Origin of the sequence: Gilliamella sp. wkB195 (genome assembly GCF_001690445.1) — a bacterium.
Lineage (GTDB): Bacteria > Pseudomonadota > Gammaproteobacteria > Enterobacterales > Orbaceae > Gilliamella > Gilliamella apicola_E.
The window spans coordinates 1-12126 of record NZ_LZGP01000011.1 but is presented as its reverse complement, the minus strand read 5'-3'; the positions used below and the strand labels follow the sequence as shown (position 1 = coordinate 12126).

At 36.6% G+C, this 12126-nt stretch carries 8 protein-coding genes; 6 read left to right on the top strand and 2 right to left on the bottom strand.

Translation table 11 applies throughout. The features are described from left to right. Positions 1–478: 478 nt before the first annotated feature. On the bottom strand, positions 479–1132 hold the full coding sequence (locus A9G08_RS02235) for an NAD(P)H-dependent oxidoreductase (protein ID WP_065562125.1): 654 nt from the start codon (positions 1130–1132) through the stop codon (positions 479–481). Positions 1133–1140: 8 nt separating this feature from the next. Continuing rightward, entirely contained in the window at positions 1141–2406 is a 1266-nt protein-coding gene (locus A9G08_RS02230; RefSeq protein ID WP_065562124.1) for an AmpG family muropeptide MFS transporter, read from the bottom strand. Between the two features lie 236 nt (positions 2407–2642). Between A9G08_RS02230 and A9G08_RS02225 the strand changes: the two genes are divergently transcribed. From A9G08_RS02225 to A9G08_RS02200, 6 genes are all read left to right on the top strand, one after another. After that, on the top strand, positions 2643–3644 hold the full coding sequence (locus A9G08_RS02225; RefSeq protein WP_065562123.1) for a 2-hydroxyacid dehydrogenase: 1002 nt from the start codon (positions 2643–2645) through the stop codon (positions 3642–3644). Positions 3645–3698: 54 nt separating this feature from the next. Beyond that, positions 3699–4772, top strand: coding sequence for a lytic murein transglycosylase B (gene mltB, locus A9G08_RS02220; protein WP_065562122.1), 1074 nt, complete (start codon positions 3699–3701; stop codon positions 4770–4772). Between the two features lie 775 nt (positions 4773–5547). Next, on the top strand, positions 5548–6852 hold the full coding sequence (locus tag A9G08_RS02215; RefSeq protein WP_065562121.1) for a hypothetical protein: 1305 nt from the start codon (positions 5548–5550) through the stop codon (positions 6850–6852). A gap of 695 nt (positions 6853–7547) precedes the next feature. Then, positions 7548–8876 (top strand): hypothetical protein, encoded by a 1329-nt coding sequence (locus A9G08_RS02210; RefSeq protein ID WP_065562120.1) that lies wholly within the window; start codon positions 7548–7550, stop codon positions 8874–8876. A 65-nt stretch (positions 8877–8941) separates the two neighbouring features. Then, positions 8942–10450 (top strand): hypothetical protein, encoded by a 1509-nt coding sequence (locus A9G08_RS02205; protein WP_065562119.1) that lies wholly within the window; start codon positions 8942–8944, stop codon positions 10448–10450. A gap of 271 nt (positions 10451–10721) precedes the next feature. Then, positions 10722–12126: hypothetical protein (locus A9G08_RS02200; RefSeq protein WP_218058378.1), on the top strand; the 1405-nt coding region annotated here is incomplete at its 3' end.

Below are 12126 nucleotides of genomic sequence, written 5' to 3'. Positions count from 1 at the left end.
GCGCAATTTATAGATGATAAGTCTAACATTATCAACTATTTTCTTGTAAAAAAAATGTTTATTACAGCAATAGGTGAAGGTGATAAATAACACGGAGTAATGTTACTTTTCCTTATATTTTCAAATTGTTAAATTAATTTATGTTTTTAACAAATTGATTTTATTTATCTAAAGTTTTTATAAGTTTTAATAATTAATTATTACTGTTTTAATCATTAGACGATAACGCCTTCACTCGAAATACGACAAGCCACCATTCAAAAAAATGGAAATGCTATCGGCTAAAATTACGTGGGTAAAAGAAATTTTAAACTCAACTCAGCAGAATATAACGATCCAAAAATCGCAAATATATTATTGGGTGTTGAATTTATTTTAGATTCACTATTAGCAGATGCGCAAACGCTTAATAACACATCTGAATAATTGTTAAAAAAAGATTTAATGCCGCCAGTTGACGACATTAAACTAATAATAATTAAGATAGGAAAGTGGTGATATCTTCAAGTGACCAACGAATATGAGGTGGTTGCTCATCAATACGATAACCAAACGCTAAACACAGCCCAACACCAAATACATCACGACTAAATGTTGGAATATGTTTTTCTAAAATATTAATTACCTTATCATATTGGAATCCGCCAAGGGCACAAGAATCTATACCATGATAAGCCGCTGTGGTCATCATATTTGCAGCAGCAATATAATCTTGCATTTCTGACCAGCTATCAGCATTTAAACCTTCTCGTAAACCATAGGCAATATAGTTAAGAAAATCTTGGCTGGCTTTATCAATTGCCGTTTGATCGTTCTGATCGGGCAATGATCTTGCAATCGACTGACGTAAATAAGGACTTCGCAAAGTAAAATTATTCGCTTTACGGTAAAGTAAAATCACAAAATGTGAACAGCTAGTAACTTGTTCTTGATTATAACAAGCAGCACGCAATTCAGCTTTAATATCTGCATTATCGACAACGACAAAATGCCAAGGCTCAAAACCAAACGAAGAAGGCGATAAACGACCTGCGTCTAAAATAATTTCAACATCGCTATGACTAATCTTTTTTGATTCATCAAACCGTTTACAAGCATGTCTAAACTCCAAAGCTAACGATAGTTTGTCCATAATGTCTCCTAAGATTTCTTATTCCATGGTGCCACTTTCAACAGTAACACCATGCCGGGTATTGCTAATAGCGTACATAAACCAAAAAAGTTGGTCCATCCTAAATATTCAACCATAATTCCTGTTGTTGAATTAATCAATGTTCGAGGAATAGAAGCGATACTGCTAAATAACGCAAACTGTGTTGCAGTATATAATGGATTCGTGGTTTTGGCTATAAAAGCAACAAAAGCTGCCGAACCAAGACCAACCCCCAAGGATTCAACACTGATCACTATGGCTAACATTATTTTTTCACTGACACCAATATCATTAAAAGGGCCTTCAATTGATAACCAGGCAAAACCTAAAATAGAAAAGACTTGAACAAAGCCAAAGTACCATAAAGCGCGATTAATCCCTATTTTTATCATCAAAATGCCGCCCATAATCCCGCCTAATATCCCTGGCCATAATTGCGCATTTTTAGCGATCAAACCAATGTCTGGTAGGCTGAATCCCATTTTCATATAAAAAGTAGTCGCTAACGATGTCGCCATGCTATCGCCTAGCTTATATAAAAATATAAAGGCCAAAATGATCATCGCAGATTTAACGCCTTTTCTTTTAATAAATTCTAAAAAAGGATTGATAATAATATCTTCAAAATTATGGGATTTTGGTATTTGTTTATTAATTGGCTCTTTTATCAACAAGGTAATAATTATCACGGGCAACATAAATAGCGCCGTGACCATAAAAACGCTACTCCAAGGTAAAAAATGAGATAAGATTAGCGATAATGAACCGGGCACCAAACTGGCAAGACGATAAACGTTAATATGAATACTGTTTCCTAATCCAAGTTCAGCATCAGAAAGAATTTCTTGGCGAAATGCATCTAAAGCGATATCTTGTGTGGCTGAAAACAGCGCAATAATGAAACAGAGTGTAGCAATAATCCAAATATTCAGAGTCGGTGAAAAACACCCCAATATAGCAATAAAAAAGAGCAATATTATTTGCGACAGAAACATCCATCCCCGTCGACGCCCCATCCCAAACAGTGAAATATTGTCCATAAATGGCGCCCAAACAAATTTAAAAATATAGGGCAGTTGAGTTAATGAAAATGCACCAATAGCTTTTATATTCAGCCCTTCACTGGTTAACCAAGCAGGTAAAAGTTGAATTAACAAATAAAAAGGAAGACCGGAAGCCAAACCAGTAAAAATACAAATAAGCATTTTATTGGAAAAGATAGTCCTAAGAAGAGAAACTTGTTTTTTATTCATTAGTTAACATTATCGGTCAGTTATATAGCAAAGTGCTATCATAGCATATTAATAAAAAAAATAATTGCTAAAGCTAACATAAAGCGTTTTACTATACAGGTTAATTTTTAACTCAACTTTCAAAAGTAAGCATTTAATCAACATTCGCCAAAAAAATATCAAGTAAACAATGCGTTTCAATCATCACTAAAACTTAAAAGATGCATTAATTAAACGCCTATAAGGGGGATTGCAGTATGAAAGAAACAGTCAAAGTCGCTGTTTTTAGCAGTAAGCATTACGACAAAGAACATCTCGAAATCGCCAACAAACACTTTGGTTTTGATATCGAATATTATGAGCATAAATTAAGCCATAAAACGGTTGTCACCGCGCAAGGTTATGATGCTGTTTGTGTATTTGTTAACGACGAAGTTGATAAATTAGTTCTACAAAAATTAGCTCATTATGGTATTAAAATTTTAGCATTACGCTGTGCGGGTTTTGATAATGTTGATCTTGATGAAGCAAAAAAATTAGGGATCACCGTTGTTCGTGTGCCAGCTTATTCTCCAGAAGCGGTGGCTGAACATGCGGTTGCATTGATGATGACACTAAACCGCAGAACCCACAAAGCTTACCAACGTACTCGCGACGCTAACTTCTCGTTAGACGGCCTAACCGGCTTTAACATGCATAATCGTACAGCAGGTGTGATTGGAACGGGTAAAATTGGCCAAGCAGTGATCCGCATCTTAAAAGGATTCGGCATGAATATCCTTGCTTATGATCCTTATCCAAATGATATCGCTGTTGAATTAGGTGCACAATATGTTCAATTAGACGAACTCTATGCCAAATCAGATGTTATCACCTTACATTGCCCAATGTCTCCTGAAAATTATCATCTACTAAATAAAGAGTCATTCAACAAAATGAAAAATGGTGTGATGATTATCAACACAAGCCGAGGTGGTTTATTGGATGCAACCGCTGCAATCGAAGCGTTAAAACAGACCAAAATCGGTGCACTAGGTATGGATGTTTATGAAAACGAACGAGACCTATTTTTCGAAGATAAATCTAATGATGTCATATTAGATGACGTATTCCGTCGATTATCAGCCTGTCATAACGTGATTTTTACTGGTCATCAAGCGTTTTTAACCCAAGAAGCACTATTAAATATCTCTGACACAACCTTAAATAATATAGCGCAAATAGCAGCAGGAAAAGAGTGTCAAAATATTGTTAAATAACAATAAATAATTTAATATGTCGCCGTTTTTTAACTAAATGAATATGGATGATTTATGCAACGTATCGTTATTTGTGTCATGATGGTTTTATGGCTCACAGCTTGTTCGAGTGGGGGATCATCGAAATCGCCAATGCAGCAGCATCGAGGACATTCGAATGTAAAGGGTGGCGTTTATCTAGAAAAACAACACGAAGAACCAAAAGCCAATAGTGCCCCTTTATCGGTCGATAAAGAAAAATTTATCACAATGATGGTAAATAAGCATGGCTTTAATCGCCAACAACTTCGCAATGTTTTAGAACAAACCAACAAACTTGATTGGGTTATTGGTTTAATGGACAAACAAGCGCCAAAATCAGGGACGTCAAACGTACCTAATGGCGCATGGATTCGTTATAAAAATAAATTCATCACCCCAGGTAACTTACCTAAAGGTGTCGAATTTTGGAATAAATATGACAAAGATCTACAACGTGCTTACAAAGAGTACGGTGTACCACCTGAAATTATCGTCGGAATTATAGGCGTTGAAACCGGGTGGGGAAGAGTAATGGGCAAAACCAAAATTATCGACGCACTATCAACTCTAGCATTTTATTACCCAAGACGATCACAATACTTTGCTAAGGAACTTGAAGACTTCTTAATTATGTGTCGTGATGAAGGTGTTGATCCGTTTGATTTAAATGGATCATTTGCTGGAGCAATGGGCTACGGACAATTTATGCCATCAGCCTTTAGAAATCATGCTATCGACTTCAACCATGACGGTCATACCGACTTATGGGATCCGGTTGATGCAATCGGTAGTGTAGCAAACTATTTCAAAGCACACGGCTGGCAACGAAACAAAAAAGTTGCTGTGGTTGCTGATGGTCAAGCGATCGAACTCGATACAGGCTTTAGTACCAAATATACAATTGAATATTTAGCTAAAGCAGGATTAAAACCAAAAAGCTCAATCGACGGTCATAAAGAAGTCAGCTTATTACGTTTAGACATGGGGGATAGTTACCAATTTTGGTATGGACTACCGAACTTCTACGCCATCACCCGCTACAACCATAGCACACATTATGCAATGGCTGTATGGCAATTGGGATTAGCCGTTAAACAAGCTAGATAAAATTAACCTTAAAAGCAAAAGGTCGCAATTGCGACCTTTTTTATTAATCCTAAAAAACTATCAAAAAAGTTGAGGAACGGGGTTTTTGGGGTTCAAAATCTCGCTTTGAAATATTGTCTCAAATAAATAATTCGGCTTTAAACTGTGGCGCTTTTTAGAAACCCTGTTTTTTCATCAAAAAAAGTTGAGGAGCGGGGTTTTGGAGGTTTTAAATGTCACTTAAAAATTATTAAATAATCAAAATCACTAAATTTCTAATCCAAAGCCTTAAAATAAAATTTTCGAGGATCAATTGCTCTAATTTTAAAGATTTGTAATGATGGTATACTTAATTAAAACAATAGATAATCAATTATAATTTAGATCCTTTTTAGATCCTATTTACAAAAGTTAACGTAATTGAGTGAAAAAAAGTGTTGCATCGTGTTTTTCCAATCACTATACTTTTTACACGGTTTTAGCTACTAGGCTAAAATTTAGCAGAAAAGTATAAAATTTTAAATTAATCAAAAAATTACTTGACAGGATTGTCACATATGCATTATAATTTTCAACAGGCAACAGGCAACAGGCAACCTGGCCAACCTATCTTTTAGATTCGTCTAAGTTCAACTCCCGACTTAAATTTTTCACTGACGCTTATTTTTCCACGCAATCAAGTGAAATTCTGCGAATTTTCGAGCGTTCGCTTCCGCGATCGTTTTTCAGATCCTTTTTCGGATACTTTTTTCGATCTTTCCGTTTTTCCAAATTATCCTGGCAGATTGTTTTTTCCGTGGCGTTTTTTTTTCCTTTTTCCAGTCATGCATTAACTTCACAAACTACAAAAAATCATATTCAGGGTAGTGCGCCTTATTTAACTTTCGACGGTGGTCGTACTCGAGCCATTAATACTGACAGTTTGCTAGGGATAACGCTATCTAACGGAACTAAATATACACCATCAACTAATAATTCATCAACTACACCAATCCAGTTGCCAGTTACCGGTCAGAGTTTTGCTGATATTGGCATGTTAGTGCCAACCAATACCAACTCCGTGGCATTAAGTACGCTTATTGGTTCACCTTATAATTATTGGGGGGATGATGATGGTGATACTAACGTTACTGCCACAGGTACGTTAAGTTTATCTATCGTGGATAAAAACAATGAACCGGTATCTCGTAATACTGTGCTAACAATTTGTAAGGCACCTTATCAGGTTAAATTAACTAGTACTAATGGTACATTAACCACACGCTATGGTGTTCCTCGTAGTCGTAATTTTAACGCTAGTAATGCAACATATTATATAAATCCTAAAGCATCGGCTGTGGTTTGTTTTGCTAGGCCAGATATGGATTACAGTACAAGGCAATATGCAGGTCCAGCTGAGATATGGGACTCTCGTAATGGTTTTCTCACTCAATCCACTAGATCATCATCTTATTATCAAAACTTTCCTACTACTGGCGCACATGGTTTATACTTTGATTTAGATATTGGTGGTAGTAATCAGACATTGTCTTGGGCGCCTGTTTCTCGTGGTGGCATAACCGCTACTATGAGCTATTCTACAAGTAATAGGGTTCGAGTTACACTAACAGGTCCTGTTGCAACTCAATCCCAACGCAATTCTAGCAATCCTGGTCGTATTTCTAAACCCTCTTTACCTCAGACCTTTGAGTTAATAGGTCGAGATAGTAATGGTAATGCTATCGTTAAATATGGGTTTAGATTAAAGCAATGGTTCGTCAACCGTGGTAATAAACAAGATGGTCATTCTAATACATCGTATTGGTGTAGTAGTATAGGTTATCGTCTTTCTCGGGTTAGAGATTTAACTAATGCTGTTGATGCAGATGTGGTAATACCTAGTGCTACCCCATCATCATCAGGTAATCATTACCAGCGACGGATTAGTGCAGGTTTTTTAACCGAATGGGGCTCTGTTGATCATTATTACTCAGCAGACTTTCGAAGTGGTTGGTACTGGACTAGTGACTTAAATGTTAGGACCCCGTTTATTGTGGAAGCCTACAACGGTCATGTGGTTTGGAGCCATGGCTTCCAATATGGACTTTGCGCCTATCCTTAGTTTTTATTTTTTGTCTTTAATCCTTAGGACCATAAGTAGGGAGAAGAAAGACCGCGTTAAGTCATTAAGCCTTGTACAAGTAGCCCATCCTTTCACTGGTATGGGGTTATTTTTAAGTGTTTTATCGTAAAAAAATTGAAGAGAAGATGGGATCTTCTAAATTTCACTTAAAAATTATTTAATGATCAAGATCATTAATTTTAAATACTAAGATAAAATTTTTCAGGATCAATAATTATAATTGTTAAAGTTTTGTAAATGCTATATTTTTAATTAAAACAATGGTTAGTTATTTTTTAATCATGTTTTTTCATGATCATCTTTACGAAAGTTAACGATCTAAAGTAAAAAAAGTATTGCACCTGTTTTTTTCAGTCACTATACTTTTTACATAATTTTAGCGGGATAGCTAAAACAATAAATAGAAAAATAGTAAATAAATCATAAATATACTTGACAGGATTGTCGCAGATGTTCTATAATTTTCAACAGGCAACAGGCAACAGGCAACTTGGCCAACCTCTAATTTAAATTCGCTAAAGTTAAGCACTCAATCTTCTTTTTTTACAAAAGTTCATTTTTTCGCCAGAGTCAGCGAAATTTCCAAAATTTTCGCGCGATCCTTTTTAGGATCATTTCAACGATCCTTTTATCGATCTAATTTATCGCAGCCGATCTTTTTAGGGGTGTTTTTTTTGATCCCTTTTTCAAGTCATGCATTAACCTCTAAAACAACTAATATTATTCATGGCAGTGCGCCGTATTTAACCTTCGATGGAGGTCGTACACGCGTAGTTAACACTGACGATTTACTAGGGATATCCTTATCAGATGGAACGCAATATACACCATCAACGAATACTTCATCCAAAACGCCAATAGAGTTACCTGATGTAGGTCAGAGTTTTGCTGATATTAATATGTTAGTGCCACCTAATACTGATTCAATCACATTGAGTAAGCTCATTGAATCCCCTTATAATTATTGGGGTGATGATGATGGTGATGATGATATTACAGCTACGGGTAGTCTACATTTATCTATCGTGGATAGAAACAAACAAGCTGTATCACGTGACACGGTATTAACGATTTGTAATGCGCCTTATCAGGTTAAATTAAGCAGTACAAAAGGCACATTAACCACACGCTATGGCGTTCCTCAAAGTCGTACTTTTAGTGAAAGTAAAGTCACTTATTATGTAAGCCCTAAGGCGGTACCGGTGGTCTGCTTTGCAAAACCTGAATTGGATGATGGTTTTGATGAATATGCCGGCCCAGCTTCGATATGGAACCCTAATAAAGGTTTCCTCCCTCAGTCTTTTGAGTCGTCATCTTATGGTTTAAATTTCCCTACAACCGGTGCTAATAATCTGTACTTTGATTTAAATATTCGTGGTATTAATGAGGCATTGTCCTGGGCACCGGTTTCGCATGGTGGTATTACCGCGACGATGACCAATTCCAAACGTACAAGCGTGCGCGTTACCTTAACCGGTCCTGTTGCCAGTTCATCCCAATGGGCATCTAATTCCCCTGGTAGTATTGCTATACCTACTTTACCTCAGATTTTCGAGTTAATTGGACGAGACAGTCAAGGTAATGAAGTCGTTAAGTATGGATTTGAGTTAAAACAGTGGTTCGTCAATCGAGGTACCAGCTATTACGATTATTCAAATACATTATCTTGGTGTAATAGCCTTGGTTATCGGATGCCTAAGGTTAAAGATTTAACTAATGCATCTTGTCAGGGTGCGGATTCTTCTCCCAATTTGTGTCAAGGGGTAGTTGGTGCGACGCCTCCGTCACTGAATAATCATTATCAGCGTCGAATTGGTGCCGGGCTGTTTACGGAATGGGGCGATACGACCACTTACGCCAGCGCTAATTTCATCAATCATTGGTACGGGACTAGTGACCTCTATGATAGTAGTAAACAATCTGTATTTTTTGTCGTGAGCGCTGTCGATGGCATGGTTGTTAATTCGAATGCTGGAGGCACAGGTATTTGTGTTTCACCTTAGTTACGTTAATGAGTAAGCATAGAAAAATATATAAATTAGAATATTAATCAGCAAGGATGCCAGCTATGCATTATAATTTCAAGCATGGACAACACAGGTCAATTTATTATTTAAATTTATTTAATTTAAGCATTCAACGCTTATTTTTCCATATCAGTTTATTTACCCGCGAAAATTTAAGAACGCTTTGCCGCTCATTGCGAAGTGCTTTTCAATGCTTCTTTCGTGGTTCCAAATTATCCCGGCAAATCTTTTTAGTGTTAATGGTGGTTACTTTTCATCCTTTTCCTGGCCATGCGTTAACATCTACAACATCGAATGTTATCTATGGTAACTCTCCATTTTTAACCTTAGATGCTGGGCGTACACGTATTGTAAACGCTGATGGTTTGCTCGGGATATCTTTGTCTAATGGAGTTAAATACACACCTTCAATTAATAATTCATCAACAACGCCAATTGAGCTACCAGTTGTGGGTCAAAGTTTTGCCGATATTAGTATGTTTGTACCAACTAATACTTATTCAATCACTTTAAGTACGCTGATCAAACCCCCTTATAATTATTGGGGTGATGATGATGGTGATGATGATATTAAAGCAGCCGGTAATATAAGTTTATCTATTTTTGATAAAAACAATAATCCTATATCTCGTAAAACTATATTAACGATATGTAACGCACCTTATAAGGTTGAACTAAGCAATACAGATGGTACATTGGCTACAAATTATGGTGTTCCTCGCAGTCGTAATTTTAATGCTAGTAATGTGACATATTATATAACTCCTAAGAGAACGCCAGAGATTTGTTTAGTTACTCCTAACTTGAGAAATGGTACAAATAAATATGCTGGTCCTGCTTCTTTATGGGATCCTAAAAAAGGTTTTTTTACTCGAACAGCTAGAGTCAATGCTATAAATTTTCCTACAACTGGCGCTAATAATTTGTCCTTTAAACTAAATATTGAAGGTAGTAGTGAAGTATTGTCTTGGGCACCTGTTTCGCATAGTGGTATTACGGCTACTATAAGCGGTTTATCAATTGATGAAGCTGTTGTTAGATTAACAGGTCCAGTTGCAACATCATCTCAATGGAATTCTGATAACCCTGGGCGTATTGCTAAACCTGTTTTGCCGCAAGAATTTAAGTTAGTAGCTCGTGACAGTCGAGGTAACGAAGTTGCCAAATATGAATTTACATTAAGGAAGTGGTTTGTCAACCGTGGCACTGATAATTACTCTTATTCTAATACAGTCTCTTGGTGTAATAGTCTCGGTTATCGAATTCCCCTTGTCAGAGATTTAACTAATGCTGTTCGTTCAGATGTGATAGTGGCTAGTGCTTCACCTCCATCATCAGGAGATTATTATCAGCGACGAGTTGCTGCAGGATTCTTTAGCGAGTGGGGGATGATGAGCTACTACACTGGAGCTAATTTCAGCAATAATTTTTATTGGACTAGTGACGTTTATGATAGTGCCAATGTTTCCGTGTACGCGGCTCAAGGAAGTTTAACCCTTCTTCCTGCTCGTGATGGAAATGAAATTAAAGGTCTTTGCATTTCAGATTAGTTCTTAAACCTTCGCTTTTGATTTAGTGAGCGGGTGTTAGAGATAGTAAAAATAGTATTAACTCGTTAAAAGGATAGTTAACTCAAAGAGTGAAAAATATGTCAAAAAAGTGATGTTGTGGAGTGCATAAATAGAGGCTGATTTATTTTTAATGAGCCGTATTTTTACAGTACCAATTCATTTTAAGTTGTTTTAGATAAACGAATAAAACTTAACAGTTAAGAGTAAAACGATATATAAATCAAAATATTAATCAGCAAGGATGGCAGTTATGCATTATAATTTCAAACATGGACAAAACAGGCCAATTTATCATTTAAATTCATTTAATTTAAGCATTCAACGCTTATTTTTCCATTTCAGTTTATTCATCCACGAAAATTTAAGAGCGCTTCGTTGTTCATTGCGAAGTGCTTTTCAATGCTTCTTTCGTGGTTCCAAATTATCCCGGCAAATCTTCTTAGTGTTAATGGTGGTTACTTTTCATCCTTTTCCTGGCCATGCATTAACATCTAAAACATCAAATGTTGTTAATGGTAATGTTCCGTATTTAACATTTGATGGCGGTCGCACACGTGCAATTAATACCGACGGTTTGCTAGGGATTACTTTATCAAATGGAATGAGATATACCCCGTCAACGAATAGCTCATCAAATTTTCCAATAGTGCTACCGATAGTAGGGCAAAGTTTTGCAGATATCAGTATGTTTGTGCCAACTAATACCAATTCAGTTGCGCTCAGTACCGTTATCGGTTGGCCGTATAATTATTGGGGCGATGATGATGGTGATGGTGATATTTCTGCGACAGGCAGTTTAAATTTATCTATTTTTGATAAAAACGACCAACCTGTTTCACGTTATACTGTACTGGATATTTGTAATGCACCCTACCGAATTGTATTAAGTAATACATTCAGTACATTGAGTTCACGTTATGGTGTTCCTAATAGCCGTTTCTATGGTGCTGGAAGTGTAACATATTATGTTAAACCTAATTTACCGCCAGCGATTTGTTTTGTTAAGCCAAATGTGGTTCATGAGAGAAGAGAGTACAATGGTCCAGATTGGTTGTGGGACAGTAATAAAGGTTTTCGGATTCAGTCAACATCCCCATCATCTTATAACTTAAATTTTCCTACAACGGGTGCTCATGGTTTTTACTTTGATTTGGATATTGGTGGTGTGGGTCCGCTGTCATGGGCGCCTGTTTCACGAGAGGGTATAACCGCGAATATGTACTATTTAAACAATACCACTCTACGCGTTACATTAACCGGTCCAGTAATCCCGCCATCTCAATGGCATTCTAAGAATCCTAATCGTATAGCTAAGCCGACTCTACCCCAGACCTTCGAGTTAATTGGTCGTGACAGTCGAGGTAACGAAGTTGTTAAGTATGGTTTTGTGTTAAATAAGTGGTTTGTTAATAACGGTGATGGGGTTAATAAACTGGATGAATTAAGTGCGTTGTGTAAAAAAATAGGAGGTTATAAAGTTGTGACGGTAAGGGATTTAACTAATGCAAATTTTGATGGCTTAGGTGCTACCCCATCATCATCAGGTAATCATTTTCAGCGACGAATTGGTGCAGGGCTCTTGTCAGAGTGGGGCACTGTGTACCTATACTCTGGAGCCAATTTCTACAACGATTGGTATGTGACTCGTAATAAGT

Coding starts and splice junctions, on each gene's coding strand:
- mltB (WP_065562122.1), top strand. CDS start 3,699: ATGCAACGTATCGTTATTTGTGTCATGATGGTTTTATGGCTCACAGCT.
- A9G08_RS02225 (WP_065562123.1), top strand. CDS start 2,643: ATGAAAGAAACAGTCAAAGTCGCTGTTTTTAGCAGTAAGCATTACGAC.
- A9G08_RS02230 (WP_065562124.1), bottom strand. CDS start 2,406: ATGAATAAAAAACAAGTTTCTCTTCTTAGGACTATCTTTTCCAATAAA.
- A9G08_RS02235 (WP_065562125.1), bottom strand. CDS start 1,132: ATGGACAAACTATCGTTAGCTTTGGAGTTTAGACATGCTTGTAAACGG.
- A9G08_RS02205 (WP_065562119.1), top strand. CDS start 8,942: ATGCATTATAATTTCAAGCATGGACAACACAGGTCAATTTATTATTTA.